This is a genomic window from Nocardioides sediminis, from assembly GCF_003047295.1.
Lineage (GTDB): Bacteria > Actinomycetota > Actinomycetes > Propionibacteriales > Nocardioidaceae > Nocardioides > Nocardioides sediminis.
Genome location: NZ_PZYZ01000001.1, coordinates 381,096 through 395,848 on the forward strand (window position 1 = coordinate 381,096; position 14,753 = coordinate 395,848).

The 14,753-nt window shown below is 72.9% G+C and carries 10 protein-coding genes; 9 read left to right on the top strand and 1 reads right to left on the bottom strand.

Features of this window, described 5'->3' with window-relative positions; translation table 11 throughout:
• Positions 1 to 219 precede the first annotated feature (219 nt).
• The 3 genes from mfd to DAI17_RS01780 are packed head-to-tail and all read left to right on the top strand — an operon-like array spanning position 220 to position 5,222.
• Positions 220 to 3,765: a transcription-repair coupling factor gene (gene mfd / locus DAI17_RS01770; RefSeq protein ID WP_107771179.1), complete on the top strand. Its 3,546-nt coding sequence runs from the start codon at positions 220 to 222 to the stop codon at positions 3,763 to 3,765.
• A 31-nt stretch (positions 3,766 to 3,796) separates the two neighbouring features.
• Positions 3,797 to 4,492 carry a hypothetical protein gene (locus tag DAI17_RS01775; RefSeq protein ID WP_107771180.1) on the top strand — a complete coding sequence of 232 codons (696 nt, stop codon included), beginning with the start codon at positions 3,797 to 3,799 and terminating at the stop codon, positions 4,490 to 4,492.
• A 4-nt stretch (positions 4,493 to 4,496) separates the two neighbouring features.
• On the top strand, positions 4,497 to 5,222 hold the full coding sequence (locus DAI17_RS01780; RefSeq protein ID WP_234412076.1) for a MazG family protein: 726 nt from the start codon (positions 4,497 to 4,499) through the stop codon (positions 5,220 to 5,222).
• 198 nt (positions 5,223 to 5,420) lie between these two features.
• On the opposite strand, the gene DAI17_RS01785 is transcribed toward DAI17_RS01780, so the two are convergent.
• Complete coding sequence (locus tag DAI17_RS01785) at positions 5,421 to 6,659, bottom strand: APC family permease (protein ID WP_107771714.1); 1,239 nt, start codon at positions 6,657 to 6,659, stop codon at positions 5,421 to 5,423.
• 137 nt (positions 6,660 to 6,796) lie between these two features.
• On the opposite strand from DAI17_RS01785, the gene eno reads away from it, so the two are divergent.
• The 6 genes from eno (at position 6,797) to betT (ending at position 14,741) form a co-directional block, all read left to right on the top strand.
• Positions 6,797 to 8,074, top strand: a complete 1,278-nt coding sequence (eno, locus tag DAI17_RS01790) for a phosphopyruvate hydratase (RefSeq protein WP_107771181.1) — start codon at positions 6,797 to 6,799, stop codon at positions 8,072 to 8,074.
• 19 nt (positions 8,075 to 8,093) lie between these two features.
• Positions 8,094 to 8,705, top strand: a complete 612-nt coding sequence (locus DAI17_RS01795) for an FtsB family cell division protein (RefSeq protein ID WP_107771182.1) — start codon at positions 8,094 to 8,096, stop codon at positions 8,703 to 8,705.
• A complete protein-coding gene (locus DAI17_RS01800; RefSeq protein WP_107771183.1) occupies positions 8,702 to 9,292 on the top strand; it encodes a DUF501 domain-containing protein in 591 nt (196 codons plus the stop codon). Before DAI17_RS01795 ends, DAI17_RS01800 begins: the two co-directional genes overlap by 4 nt.
• A 117-nt stretch (positions 9,293 to 9,409) precedes the next feature.
• Entirely contained in the window at positions 9,410 to 10,918 is a 1,509-nt protein-coding gene (locus DAI17_RS01805) for an aldehyde dehydrogenase family protein (RefSeq protein ID WP_107771184.1), read from the top strand.
• Positions 10,915 to 12,699, top strand: coding sequence for a choline dehydrogenase (betA, locus tag DAI17_RS01810; protein WP_107771185.1), 1,785 nt, complete (start codon positions 10,915 to 10,917; stop codon positions 12,697 to 12,699). Before DAI17_RS01805 ends, betA begins: the two co-directional genes overlap by 4 nt.
• A complete protein-coding gene (gene betT / locus DAI17_RS01815; protein WP_107771186.1) occupies positions 12,696 to 14,741 on the top strand; it encodes a choline BCCT transporter BetT in 2,046 nt (681 codons plus the stop codon). Before betA ends, betT begins: the two co-directional genes overlap by 4 nt.
• The last annotated feature ends 12 nt before the right edge of the window (positions 14,742 to 14,753 follow it).

Consider the following 14,753-nt stretch of genomic DNA (forward strand, 5'->3'; position numbering starts at 1 on the left):
CACGGCATCGCCCAGCTCCTGCAGGACCCCCGGCCCGCGTGCCGGGGGTCCTGTGCGTGTGGCGTGGTCCGGCCCCGTCGACGGCCGGCACGAGCCGAGCGGTCCGACCATGCGGGGCTTTCGTAGACTGGCCGGCGCACCCCCGCCCGGTCCGGGACGGGGGCTCGACGGCGTGCCCTCGCGCGCGACCCGTCGGCCAGGCAGTGACGAGAGGACGCGATGACCACGCTCACCGAGGTGGCCGACGACCTGCTGGCCGGCCCCGTGCTGGCCGACGCGATGGCCGAGGCCGGGCAGGTCGCCCCGCTCGACCTCACGGGCCCGGCGGCCGTGCGTCCCTTCGTGGTCCGCGGCCTGGTGGGCGCGGGTCGCACGGTTCTGGCGGTCACCGCGACCGCCCGCGAGGCCGAGGACCTGGTGGAGGAGCTGGTCGACCTCGTCGACCCCGCCCGCGTCGCCTACTACCCGAGCTGGGAGACGCTGCCCCACGAGCGGCTCAGCCCGCGCAGCGACACCGTCGGGCGCCGCCTGGCCGTGCTGCGCCGGTTGCGCCATCCCGGCACGGACGCCACCAACGGCCCGCTCTCGGTGGTCGTCGCGCCCATCCGCTCGCTCCTCCAGCCGCAGGTCAAGGGACTGGCCGACCTGGAGCCCGTCGAGCTCGTCCCGGGCCAGACGACCGCGATGGACGACGTCGTCCGCGGCTTGGCGGACGCGGCGTACACCCGCGTCGACATGGTCGAGAAGCGCGGCGAGTTCGCCGTCCGTGGCGGCATCGTCGACGTGTTCCCGCCGACCGAGGAGCACCCGCTGCGGGTGGAGTTCTGGGGCGACGACGTCGAGGAGATCCGGTCGTTCGCGGTCGCGGACCAGCGGACGATGGGCACCGTCGAGCGCCTGTGGGCCCCACCGTGCCGTGAGCTCCTGCTCACCGAGGACGTACGCCGTCGCGCGGCCGAGCTGGGCCGTGCGCACCCGCAGCTGCTCGAGCTCACCGACAAGATCGCCTCCGGCATCGCGGTCGAGGGCATGGAGTCCCTGGCCCCCGCGCTCGTCGACGAGATGGAGCTGCTCGTCGACCTGATGCCCGACGACACCACCGTGCTGGTGCTGGACCCCGAGCGTGCCCGCCGCCGCGCGCACGACCTGGTGGCCACCAGCGAGGAGTTCCTCGGCGCCAGCTGGGCGGCGGCGGCCGGGGGCGGCCAGTCGCCCATCGACCTGTCCACCGCGTCGTACCGCGAGGTCGCCGACGTGCGCGAGCACGTGCTGGACCGCCGGCTGGCCTGGTGGACGGTGAGCCCGTTCGGCATCGAGACCGACGCGCCGGGGGACGTCGACCTCGACGTGGTGGTGGGTGCGGTGCAGTCCCGGGCGCTGGCTGCCCAGCCCGCCGAGGCCTACCGCGGCGACCTCGAGCGCGCGATCGTCGACGTCAAGGGATGGCTGTCCGAGGGCTACCGGGTGACCGTCGTCCACCTCGGCCACGGGCCGGCCGAGCGGATGGTCGAGGTGCTCGGCGAGCACGACGTGCCGGCCGGCCTGGACGCGACCGCCGAGGGCGTCGTCTCGGTCACGACCGGCTGCATCACCCAGGGCCTCGTCGACCCGTCGGTGCGCCTCGCCCTGGTGACGGGCGAGGACCTGAGCGGCCAGAAGGCCTCCACGCGCGACATGCGCAAGATGCCGGCGCGGCGCAAGAAGCAGATCGACCCGCTCGAGCTCAAGGCCGGCGACTTCGTCGTCCACGAGCAGCACGGCGTGGGCCGGTTCGTGGAGATGATGCAGCGCGAGGTCGCCGGCGCGACGCGGGAGTACCTCGTCCTGGAGTACGGCGCGTCCAAGCGTGGCGCCCCGCCGGACCGCCTCTTCGTGCCGGCCGACACCCTCGACCAGGTGACCCGCTACGTCGGCGGCGAGCAGCCCAGCCTGGACCGGCTGGGCGGAGGCGACTGGACCAAGCGCAAGAACCGCGCCCGCAAGGCGGTCCGCGAGATCGCGGCCGAGCTGATCAAGCTCTACGCCGCGCGGCAGGCGACCCAGGGCCACGCCTTCGGCCCCGACACCCCGTGGCAGCGCGAGCTCGAGGACGCCTTCCCGTTCAACGAGACCCCCGACCAGCTCAGCACCGTCGACGAGGTCAAGGCCGACATGCGTCGTACGGTCCCGATGGACCGGCTGGTCTGCGGCGACGTGGGCTACGGCAAGACCGAGATCGCGGTCCGGGCGGCGTTCAAGGCCGTGCAGGACGGCAAGCAGGTCGCCGTGCTGGTGCCGACGACGCTGCTCGTGACCCAGCACCTGAGCACCTTCACCGAGCGGATGAGCGGCTTCCCCGTCGTGCTCAAGGGGCTCTCGCGGTTCCAGACCGACAAGGAGGCCAAGGAGGTCATCGCCGGTCTCGAGACCGGCGAGGTCGACATCGTGGTCGGCACGCACCGCCTCCTCAACCCGGACATCCGGATGAAGGACCTCGGCCTCATCATCGTCGACGAGGAGCAGCGGTTCGGCGTCGAGCACAAGGAGCAGATGAAGCGGCTGCGCACCTCGGTGGACGTGCTCTCGATGAGCGCCACGCCGATCCCGCGCACGCTGGAGATGGCCGTCACCGGCATCCGGGAGATGTCCACCATCACCACCCCGCCCGAGGAGCGGCACCCGGTGCTGACCTACGTCGGCGCCTACGAGGACCGGCAGGTGATCGCCGCTGTGCGGCGCGAGCTGCTGCGCGAGGGCCAGGTCTTCTTCATCCACAACCGGGTCAACTCGATCGAGAAGGCCGCCGCCCGCATCCGTGAGCTCGTCCCGGAGGCGCGGGTCGCCACGGCGCACGGCCAGATGGGGGAGCACCAGCTCGAGCAGGTGATGCTCGACTTCTGGGAGAAGCGCTTCGACGTGCTGGTCTGCACGACGATCGTGGAGTCCGGCCTCGACGTCTCCAACGCCAACACCATGATCATCGAGCGCGCCGACGCGCTCGGCCTGTCCCAGCTGCACCAGCTGCGTGGCCGGGTCGGCCGGTCCCGGGAGCGGGCCTACGCCTACTTCCTCTACCCGGCCGAGAAGCCGCTGACCGAGACGGCCCACGAGCGCCTGGCCACCCTGGCCCAGCACTCCGACCTCGGCGGCGGCATGGCGATCGCGATGAAGGACCTCGAGATCCGCGGCGCCGGCAACCTGCTCGGTGGCGAGCAGTCCGGCCACATCGCCGACGTCGGCTTCGACCTCTACGTCCGGCTGGTCGGCGAGGCGGTGCAGGACTTCAAGGGCGACGCCGAGCCGGAGGTCACCGAGGTCCGCATCGAGCTTCCTGTCGACGCGCACCTGCCGCACGACTACATCCCCTCCGAGCGGCTCCGCCTCGAGATCTACAAGCGGCTCGCGGAGGTGCGGAGCGACGAGGACGTCGACCAGCTGCGCGAGGAGCTCGTCGACCGGTACGGCGAGCCGCCGGCGGTCGTGGAGTCGCTGATGATCGTGGCGCGGTTCCGCGCCCGGGCGCGCCGGGCCGGGGTGCGGGAGGTGACGATCGCGGGCAAGCACGTGCGGTTCGCACCCGTCGACCTGCCCGAGTCGCGCGTCGTACGCCTCAACCGGGTCTACCCGAAGTCGATCGTCAAGGCGCCTGTGAGCACGATCCTCGTGCCGCGCCCGCAGACCGCCGTGGTCGGGGGCAAGCCGATCGCCGGGATCGCCCTGCTTGAATGGGCCCGTGGTGTGATCGACACCATCATCGACCCACCCGCCGCCCAGCAGCCCGGGTGATCGTGCAGCCCCAGTCGTCGAGGAGTGACGCGTGAGCAAGACCCGCCTGAAGACCGCCGTGCGGACGGTGGGGGCCGTGGCCCTCTCCGGACTGGTGCTGACCGGGTGCGCGGGCAGCGCCAAGCCCGGTGTGGCCGTCCAGGTGGGCGACGAGACGATCTCCACGCGCACCGTCGACCGGGCCTCCCAGCACCTGTGCACCGCGCTGGGCGACGAGTTCCGCGGCAGCGGCACCGTGGTGCCGATGGGATTCATCCGGCAGGGCGTCGTCCAGCTCATGACGCTGTCGGAGACCGCGCACCAGATCGCCGAGGAGTACGGCGTCGAGCCGGGGGCCGCCTACGAGCGCGACGTCGCGCAGCGCGAGCGGACCGCGGAGGCCTTCCCCGAGGAGGTGCGCGAGGACTACGTCGAGGTGATGAGCGCCAACGCGCTCGCCACCGACATCCTCGAGCAGGTCGGGCGCGCCGAGCTGGAGGCCCAGGGCTTCACCGACCCGACGGTGGAGCAGGTCACCGAGGCGGGCACCGACATCTTCACCTCGTGGCCCGACCGCAACGGAGTCGTCGTCGACCCTCGCTACGGCGTGGAGATGGTCGACGGCACCCTCACCCCCGTCGACACCAACCTCTCGGTGGCGGTCGGCGAGGCGGCCCAGGCCGGTCTGGAGACCGAGCCCGACGCCACCTACGCCAACACGCTGCCCGAGACCCACCGCTGCGGCTGAGCCCGTGCCGGGGCCGAGTGCGCAGCCGGCGTCGGGGGAGCCCCTCGTCGAGTTCGTCGAGGTGATGCGGCGGCTGCGGTCCGAGTGCCCGTGGAAGGCCGAGCAGACCCACTCCTCGCTGGCGCGCTACCTCCAGGAGGAGGCGCACGAGACCCTCGAGGCGATCGACGTCGGCGAGGCATCCGGCGACTGGGACCACCTCCGTGAGGAGCTCGGCGACCTGCTGCTCCAGGTCTACTTCCACGCCGCGATCGCGGAGGAGCGCGGGGAGTGGACGATCGACGACGTCGCGGCCGACATCGTCGCCAAGCTGCGCCGTCGCAACCCGCACGTGTTCGGGGAGGGTGCCGGGTCCGCGGGCCTCACCGCCGAGGACGTCAACGCCGAGTGGGAGCGCCTCAAGGCCCGGGAGAAGTCGCAGCGGACCTCCGTCACCGACGGGCTCCCGCCCGCCCTGCCCGCGCTGCTGTACGCCGACAAGGTGCTCGACCGGCTCTCCCGCGCCGCCGGCGTCGACCCGGGGCAGCCGCTCCGTCGGACGTCGCCCGGGACGTCCGACGCCCCGGTCGCCGGGGGCGCCGCCGCGTCGGACGTCCCGGAGACCGGTGGCGCCGCGGAGCTGGGGGAGCGGCTGCTCGACCTCGTCGCGGAGGCCCGCGCCGCCGGCGTCGACCCGGAGCAGGCGCTGCGCCACGCCGTACGACGACGGGTCGAGGCCGCCGAGGGCTGACCGGCCCGCCGGCCGCGCCCGCGACTCGCCGGGAGCGGTAGCCAGCCACAACTTCGGCGCGACCGAACGTGGCTCACGCACCGCCGGCCGGGGTGTCGCCGGGGACACGCCGCCCGGGCGGTGGGCCAGCCACGATCCGGGGCGGGCGGAACGTGGCGCAAACACCGCTCGCGGGCCAGCCGGGGGCGGTTGGGTGGGTCAGCGGCGGCGCAGGGCGACCAGCCGCCCGACCACCCCCACCGCGAGCACGGCGAGCCCGGCGAGGACCGACGCCGCCGGCAGCAACGCCGCGAGCAGCAGGCAGCCGGCCAGCCCGACGACCTGCATCGGGCGCGGCCACCGGCGCTGCTCGGCGGGCTGGCGCAGGGCCGCGAGGTTGGCGACGGCGTAGTAGAGCAGCACGCCGAACGAGGAGAAGCCGATCGCGCCGCGCAGGTCCACGGTGAGCACCAGCACGACGACGACCGCGCCGAGCGCCAGCTGGGCGCGGTCGGGGACCCGGTGGACGGGGTCGACGTGGGCCAGGGGTGCGGGCAGGTCCCGCTCGCGCGCCATGGCGAGCCCGGTGCGGGTGACCCCGGCCAGCAACGCGAGCAGGGCGCCGAGGCACGCGGCCGCCGCGCCGACGCGGACCACCGGCGCGGCCCAGTCGGCACCGGCGGCGGCCACGGCGTCGGAGACCGGCGCGGAGCTCGAGGGGAGGTCCGCCCCGAGCGCGTGCACGAGGGCGAGCCCCACGGCGACGTACACCACGACCGCGACGCCGAGGGCGACCAGGATGGCGTGGCCCAGCACCTCGGGCCGGCGCACCTCCTCGGCCAGCGTCGCGATGCGGGCGTACCCCGCGAACGCGAAGAAGAGCAGGCCCGCCGCCTGGAGCACGCCGAGGAACCCGTCCGGGTCCGGCAGCGGTGACGGGGCGGGGGAGTGCGTCATGCCGGCGAGCGCGACCGCCAGCACCAGGACGAGCAGCGTGGCGCCCAGCAGCACCCGCGCCAGCCGAGCGGTGCGGGTGATGCCGCGCAGCGTGGCCAGGGTCAGCAGGGCGACGGCGAGCGCGGCGGCCAGGCGCTGCCACCACCCGCCGGCCGGGACGGCGTACGCCGCGAACGTCATCGCCATCGCGGCACACGAGGCGGTCTTGCCGATCACGAACCCCCACCCGGCGAGGAAACCCCACCACGGGCCGAGGACCTCGCGGCCGAACAGGTAGGTGCCCCCCGAGGAGGGGTAGGACTGGGCGAGCTGGGCCGACGCGACCGCGTTGCACAGGGCGATGACCGCCGCGACGCCCAAGGCCAGGAAGATCGCCGACCCGGCGGTCGCGGCGGCGGGCGCGAAGGCCGCGAACACCCCGGCGCCGATCATCGCGGACAGCCCGACGACGACCGCGTCCCCGGTCCCGAGGCCGCGCGCCAGGCTGTCGGTCTCGCTCATGCTCAGCATCATGCCGCCCGCACCGGGAGGCGCCGGGAGGTGGTCGCGGTGTCCGGGCGCGGCCCGGGGCCCATAGGCTGAGGCCGCGTCCCACCGGACCGCACCCGAGCCCTTTCCCCAACCCGTAGGAGCAACCCGTGGCATCCATCGCAGCAGTCGGCGCCCGCGAGATCCTCGACTCGCGCGGCAACCCCACCGTCGAGGTGGAGGTCCTCCTCGAGGACGGCGCGTTCGGCCGCGCCGCCGTGCCCAGCGGCGCCTCCACCGGCGCCTTCGAGGCCGTCGAGCTGCGTGACGGCGGCAAGCGCTACCTCGGCAAGGGCGTGCAGAAGGCCGTCACGGGCGTCGTCGAGGGCATCGCCGGGGCCATCGTGGGCCTCGAGGCCGACGACCAGCGCCTCGTCGACCAGGCCATGCTCGACCTGGACGCCACTCCCAACAAGGCCAAGCTCGGCGCCAACGCGATCCTCGGGGCCTCGCTGGCCACAGCCCGGGCGGCCTCGGAGTCGGCCGGCCTGCCGCTCTTCCGCTACGTCGGCGGCCCCAACGCCCACCTGCTGCCGGTCCCGATGATGAACATCCTCAACGGCGGCTCGCACGCGGACTCCAACGTGGACATCCAGGAGTTCATGATCGCCCCGATCGGTGCGGCCACGTTCGCCGAGGCGCTCCAGCAGGGCGCCGAGGTCTACCACGCCCTCAAGTCGGTGCTGAAGAAGAAGGGCCTGGCCACGGGCCTCGGCGACGAGGGCGGCTTCGCGCCCGACCTCTCCTCCAACCGCGCGGCCCTCGACCTCATCGCCGACGCCGTCAAGGCCGCCGGCCTCAAGCTGGGCAAGGACATCGCCCTGGCGCTCGACGTCGCGGCCAGCGAGTTCCACGACAAGAAGAAGTACGCCTTCGAGGGGCAGAAGAAGTCCGCCGAGGAGATGACGGCCTACTACACCGAGCTCGTCTCGGCGTACCCGATCGTCTCCATCGAGGACCCGCTCGACGAGGACGACTGGTCGGGCTGGAAGACCCTCACCGCCCAGCTGGGCGACCGGACCCAGATCGTCGGCGACGACCTGTTCGTGACCAACGTGGAGCGCCTCGGCCGCGGCATCACCGAGCAGTCCGCCAACGCCCTGCTGGTCAAGGTCAACCAGATCGGCTCGCTCACCGAGACCCTCGACTCCGTCGACCTCGCCCACCGCAACGGCTTCCGCTGCATGATGAGCCACCGCTCGGGCGAGACCGAGGACACGACCATCGCCGACCTGGCCGTGGCCACCAACTGCGGCCAGATCAAGACCGGCGCGCCGGCCCGCTCCGAGCGGGTCGCGAAGTACAACCAGCTGCTCCGCATCGAGGACGAGCTGGGTGACGCGGCTCGCTACGCCGGGGCGGGTGCCTTCCCGCGATTCAAGGCCTGATCGGGGCAGACTGCTCCACATGGCTCCACAGCCCCCCAAGCAGCGTCGCACTCCCCGGGGTGGACCCGGCGGGAACACGCGGCCCGGTGCGCGCACGCAGCGCGCCCGGTCCGCGGCGTCCCGGCCGGCCACCCCGGAGGGCACGCGCGCGCCCGGGGCCGCCCCCGCCAGGCCACGTCGTCCGCGACCGACCGGGCGGGCCGCCGTGCTGGTCCTCGTCCTCGCGGTGCTGACCGTGTCCTACGCGTCGTCGCTGCGGGCCTACATCCAGCAGCGCTCCCACATCGCCGACCTCAAGGCCGCCATCGCGCAGCGCGAGGCCAGCATCAACGACCTCGAGCGCGAGAAGCAGCGCTGGGAGGACCCGGCCTACGTCAAGGCGCAGGCGCGGGCGCGCTTCGGCTACCTCATGCCCGGCGAGACCGGCTTCCAGGTCCTCGACGAGGACGGCCGGCCGCTGGAGCAGCAGGCGACGCTCAACGACCCCGACGACGTGCTCAAGATCGAGCCGACCGCCTGGTGGTCGCCGGCCTGGGACTCCGTGGAGCTCGCCGGCAACCCACCCCCGCCCGAGCCCGAGACGCCCTCGGTGATCGACGGCGTCAAGATCGACAAGGCCGGACAGCAGTGACCCCACCAGTCCCCGAGCCGGAGGCCGGTCCCGGGGTCGCCCCCGCCGACGTCGCCGCCGTCGCGGCCCAGCTCGGCCGTGAGCCCCGCGCCATCCACGAGGTCGGGCACCGCTGCCCGTGCGGCAACCCCGACGTGGTGACCACGCTGCCCCGGCTGCCCAACGGGACCCCGTTCCCCACGACCTACTACCTCACCTGCCCGCGCGCGGCCTCTCGCATCGGCACCCTCGAGGGCTCGGGCCTGATGAAGGAGATGCAGGACCGCCTCGGTGAGGACGCCGAGCTGGCCGCGGCCTACCGGGCCGCCCACGAGGCCTACCTCGCGGCCCGCGACGAGCTCGCCGCCGGCGCCGGCCAGGACGTCCCCGAGATCGCCGGGATCAGTGCCGGCGGGATGCCCGACCGGGTCAAGTGCCTCCACGTGCTGGCCGGCCAGTCGCTGGCCCAGGGGCGTGGGGTCAACCCGCTCGGCGACGAGGTGCTCGACCTGCTGGGCGAGTGGTGGGCGAGCGGTCCGTGCGTCACCCCGGAGCCGGCCCCGGAGTCGATCCCGGAGGTCGGCGGCGACGACCAGGACCACGCCTGACCCGCCGCCGCCGCGACCGACGCCACGACCCCGGACCGGTCCGGTCGGGGACCGACAGGCAGGAAGGTTCGGGTCCGCTCTGGTCCAACCACCCATTGGGGTGGTAGTCACTGGAAGATGAGCGGACTCTTCATCGACGGGCGTTGGGGCGAGGCGTCGGACGGAGGCACCCGGACGATCCGGTGCCCCGCCGACCAGACCGAGGTCGGTGAGGTCCCCGAGGCGACCGCCGCCGACGCGGAGGCGGCCGTGCGCGCGGCCCGCCGGGCCTTCGACGACGGACCGTGGCCGCACACGTCCGCCTTCGAGCGCGCGGCGCTGCTGCGCCGGGTGGCTGACCGGCTGGCGGCCGAGAAGGACGAGGTCGCCCGGCTGGAGAGCCTCGACACCGGCAAGCGCTTCGTCGAGTCGCAGATCGACGTCGACGACATCGAGGCCGTCTTCCGCCACTTCGCCGACCTCGCCGCCGCCGACGCCGGCCGGGTCGTCGACACCGGGATGGCCGACGTCTCCAGCCGGGTCATGCACGAGCCGGTGGGGGTGTGCTCGCTCATCACGCCCTGGAACTACCCGCTGCTGCAGACGAGCTGGAAGGTCGCGCCGGCGCTGGCGGCGGGCAACACGTTCGTGCTCAAGCCCGCCGAGCTGACGCCGCACACCTCGATCTGGTTGATGCGGGCGCTCACCGAGGAGGGCCTGCCGCAGGGAGTGGCCAACCTCGTCCTCGGCGCCGGTGCGACGGTCGGCCCGACGCTGACCGGCCACGAGGACGTCGACCTGGTCTCCTTCACCGGCGGCCTGGTCACCGGCCGGGCGATCATGGCGGCGGCCGCACCCACCGTGAAGCGGATCGCCCTCGAGCTCGGTGGCAAGAACCCCAACGTCGTGTTCGCCGACGCCGACCTGCCCGCCGCCATCGACAACGCCCTCACCGCGGTCTTCCTCGACTCCGGCCAGGTGTGCTCGGCCGGGGCCCGGCTGGTGGTCGAGGAGAGCGTCCACGACGAGGTGGTGGACGCGATCGTCGCGCGGGCCCGGCAGATCCGGCTCGGCGGACCCTTCGACGACGACGCCGAGACCGGCCCGCTCATCAGCGAGGCTCACCGGGCCAAGGTCGCTGCCTACGTCGCCGACGCCCTCGAGGACGGCGCCACCCTGCGCTGCGGGGGCGGTCCGCCGGAGGGGGAGCACTACGCCGACGGGTGGTACTTCGAGCCGACGGTCCTCGACGGCTGCACCCGCGACATGCGTTGCGTGCGGGACGAGTCGTTCGGCCCCGTCCTGACGGTCGAGACCTTCTCCGGTGCCGACCGCGACGCCGCCGAGGACGCCGCGGTCGCGATCGCCAACGACACGGTCTACGGGCTCGCCGGGGCGGTGTGGACGGAGAACGCCGGCCGTGCCGAGCGGGTGGCGCGGCGCCTGCGGCACGGCACCATCTGGATCAACGACTACCACCCCTACGTCCCCGGCGCCGAGTGGGGCGGCTTCAAGCAGTCCGGGATCGGCCGCGAGCTCGGGCACGCCGGGCTCGAGGAGTACCGCGAGACCAAGCACGTGTGGCACAACATCCGGCCGGCGCCCGCCGGCTGGTTCGCCGACAGGACGCAGGAGGACCGGTCATGAGTGAGCACTACGACTACGTCATCGTCGGCGGGGGCTCGGCCGGATCGGCGCTCGGCAACCGGCTGAGCAGCGATCCGTCCACGCGGGTGCTGGTCCTCGAGGCGGGTCGCAGCGACTTTCGGATGGACCCCTTCATCCACATGCCGGCGGCCCTGCCCTACCCGATCGGCAACCGGCTCTACGACTGGAAGTACGAGTCCGACCCCGAGCCCTACATGGGCGGCCGCAAGATCTACCACGCCCGCGGCAAGGTCCTGGGCGGCTCGTCGTCGATCAACGGGATGATCTTCCAGCGCGGCAACCCGATGGACTACGAGCGCTGGGCGGCCGAGCCCGGCATGGAGGCGTGGGACTACGCCCACTGCCTGCCCTACTTCAAGCGGATGGAGACGGTGCTCCTCGAGGACGGCAGCACCGGGGCGAACGCCTGGCGGGGCGGGTCCGGCCCGCTGGTGACGGAGCGTGGCCCCGCGAGCTCGCCGCTGTTCGGCGCCTTCTTCGAGGCCGTGCAGCAGGCCGGCTACCCGCTGACCGACGACGTCAACGGATACCGGCAGGAGGGCTTCGCCAAGTTCGACCGCAACGTCCACCGCGGCCGGCGGCTCTCCGCCGCCCGCGCCTACCTCCACCCGGTCGAGCACCGCAAGAACCTGCGGATCGAGACGCTGGCGATGGTCACCGGCCTGCGCATGGAGGGCAACCGCTGCACCGGCGTGGACTACACACGTGGAGGGCGTCTGCACCGCTCCGTCACCGCCGGCGAGGTCGTGCTCTGCGGCGGCGCCTTCAACTCCCCGCAGCTGCTCCAGCTCGCCGGCATCGGCGACCCGGCGGTGCTGCAGGCCGCCGGCGTGACCACCCGCGTCGAGCTGCCCGGTGTCGGCAGCAACCTGCAGGACCACCTCGAGGTCTACGTCCAGCACGCCTCGACCCAGCCGGTCTCCATCGCCCCGTGGCTGGCCCACCACCACAAGCCGCGGATCGGCGCGGAGTGGCTCTTCGGCCGACGCGGCGTCGGGGCGTCCAACCACTTCGAGGCCGGCGGGTTCATCCGCTCCAACGACGAGGTCGGGTGGCCCAACCTGATGTTCCACTTCCTGCCGATCGCGATCCGGTACGACGGCTCCAAGCCGGCCGAGACCGAGCACGGCATCCACGGCTACCAGGTGCACATCGGCCCGATGTACGCCGACACCCGCGGCCACGTGCACATCCGGTCGACCGACCCCTACGAGCACCCCTCGATCCTCTTCAACTACCTCTCCACCGAGAACGACCGGCGCGAGTGGGTGGAGATGGTCCGGGCGGCCCGCGGCATCCTCGAGCAACCCGCGTTCGCGGCCTTCAGCGGCGGCGAGATCTCGCCCGGACCCTCGGTGGAGACCGACGAGCAGATCCTCGACTGGGTGCGCCGCGACGGCGAGACCGCGCTGCACCCGTCGTGCACGGCCAAGATGGGCACCGACGACGCGGCGGTCGTCGACCCGTCGTCGATGCGTGTGCACGGCACCGAGGGCCTGCGGGTCGTCGACGCCTCGGTCTTCCCCTTCGTCACCAACGGCAACATCTACGCCCCGGTGATGATGGTGGCCGAGAAGGCCGCCGACCTGATCGCGGGGAACACGCCGCTGCCCGGCCTCGACGTGCCCTGGTACCGCCACGGCACCGGCACGCCGCCGTACCCGCCCGGCGACCCGCGCAACGACGCTTGGGACACCACGACCGAGCTGCCGAGCGCCGCCGGCGCCCGACTCGCACACCGGACAGGAGACCGACCATGAGCGTCGACACCACCCCCACCACGGCCCCGGACGCCCCGGACACCGAGCCCGCCGCGAGCTCCAAGCCGCCGGTGAAGTGGCCGGTCTTCGGCGCCTCGCTGGTCGGTGTGGTGGCCGTCGCGCTCTGGGCGATCGCGACCCCAGACGCCGCCTACGACACGATCTACGACTGGACGGTGTGGGTGGGCAGCGCGTTCGGCTGGTTCTACATCGCCCTCGGCACCGCGGTCCTCGTCTTCGTGCTCTTCCTCGGCATTTCGCGCTACGGCACGATGCGGCTCGGCCCGGAGCACTCCCGGCCGGAGTTCTCGACCTTCGCGTGGGCATCGATGCTGTTCGCGGCGGGCATCGGCACCGACGTCATGTTCTTCTCCGTCGTCGAGCCGGTGACGCAGTACGTCGCCCCGCCGGTCGGCGACGGCGGGACGGTGCAGGCGGCCCGTGAGGCCACCGTGTGGACGCTCTTCCACTACGGCATCACCGGCTGGGGGATGTACGCACTGATGGGCATGGCGCTCGGGTTCTTCGCCTACCGCCTCAACCTGCCGCTGGCCGTCCGCTCGGCGCTCTACCCGATCTTCGGGCGACGCATCGACGGGGTGCTCGGGCACGCGGTGGACACCGCCGCGGTCCTCGGCACGGTGTTCGGCGTGGCCACCAGCCTGGGCATCGGCGTGGTCTTCCTCAACATCGGTCTCAACGAGCTCTTCGGCATCCCGGTCGGCCTCGGCGCCCAGATCGGGCTGGCCGTGCTCGCGATCACCATCGCGGCGATCTCGGCCACCACCGGCGTCGACAAGGGCATCCGTTTCCTGTCCCAGCTCAACGTGCTGCTCGCCCTGGGGCTGGCCGGCTGGGTGCTGATCACGGGCAAGACCGAGATGCTGCTCGAGGGCGTGGTCATGAACGTCGGGGACTTCGTCGCCTCGTTCCCCGGCCTGACGCTCGACACCATGGCCTTCGACCAGGCCAACGAGTGGATGAACCTGTGGACCCTGTTCTTCTGGGCGTGGTGGGTGGCCTGGGCCTCGTTCGTCGGGCTGTTCCTGGCCCGCATCTCCCGCGGGCGCACGATCCGGCAGTTCGTCGCGGGGACGATGGTCATCCCGTTCGCCTACATCGTCATGTGGGTCTCGATCTTCGGCAACGCCGCCCTCGACCGGGTGCGCGGCGGCGACGAGGCGTTCGCCGAGGCGGCCCAGAACTACGACGGCCGCGGGTTCTTCATGCTGGTGGAGGACTACCCCCTCGCGGGCGTGGTGATCGCGGTCGGCACGTTCGTCGGCCTGCTCTTCTACGTCACCTCGGCCGACTCCGGAGCGCTGGTCATGGGCAACCTGTGCTCACGGCTGCGCCACGTGCAGGAGGACTGCGCCGCCTGGCTCCGCATCGTCTGGGCCGCGGTCACCGGCCTCCTGACGATCGCGGTGCTCGCCGTCGGCGGCATCTACGCCCTGCAGTACGCCACGGTGATCATGGGGCTGCCCTTCGCCATCGTGATGATCATGGTCATGTGGGGGCTGTACAGGGCCCTGCACCGCGAGCTCCAGCGGGTCGAGGGCGGGCTCCACCACCGCCCTGCCGCCGGTGAGGGTGAGCGCGAGTCGTGGCGGGCCCGGATCGCCCGCGTGACCAACTTCGTCGACGTGGACGACGCCGAGCGCCACCTCGACGAGGTCATCGCCCCGGCGCTGGCCGAGGTCGCCGCCGAGCTGTCGGCCCGGGGTGTCGACGCCAGCGCGGTCAGCGGCGTCGCCCCGCCGTCGGAGGACGACCCCCACGGCGGGCGGTTCGTCGAGCTGCGGGCCGACGACCCGAACCACCCCGACCACCCGTTCCGCTACCGGGTCCAGGTGACGCTGTCCCCGGTCCCGGCCTACGGCGGACGGATGGTGGGCGGCCGCGACGAGTACGCCAAGCTCGACGTGCACCTCGACACGGGCGCGCAGGACTACGACGTGATGGGCTACCGCTCGTCACAGGTGATCCACGACTGCCTCGACCAGTACGAGCAGCACCTGGAGTTCCTGCGGATGGCCTGACCCCGGTGCGGG

Excerpts from the sequence above, each read along its gene's own strand:
- betA (WP_107771185.1), top strand. The coding sequence starts at position 10,915 with ATGAGTGAGCACTACGACTACGTCATCGTCGGCGGGGGCTCGGCCGGA.
- mfd (WP_107771179.1), top strand. The coding sequence starts at position 220 with ATGACCACGCTCACCGAGGTGGCCGACGACCTGCTGGCCGGCCCCGTG.
- betT (WP_107771186.1), top strand. The coding sequence starts at position 12,696 with ATGAGCGTCGACACCACCCCCACCACGGCCCCGGACGCCCCGGACACC.
- DAI17_RS01795 (WP_107771182.1), top strand. The coding sequence starts at position 8,094 with ATGGCTCCACAGCCCCCCAAGCAGCGTCGCACTCCCCGGGGTGGACCC.
- DAI17_RS01805 (WP_107771184.1), top strand. The coding sequence starts at position 9,410 with ATGAGCGGACTCTTCATCGACGGGCGTTGGGGCGAGGCGTCGGACGGA.
- DAI17_RS01785 (WP_107771714.1), bottom strand. The coding sequence starts at position 6,659 with ATGAGCGAGACCGACAGCCTGGCGCGCGGCCTCGGGACCGGGGACGCG.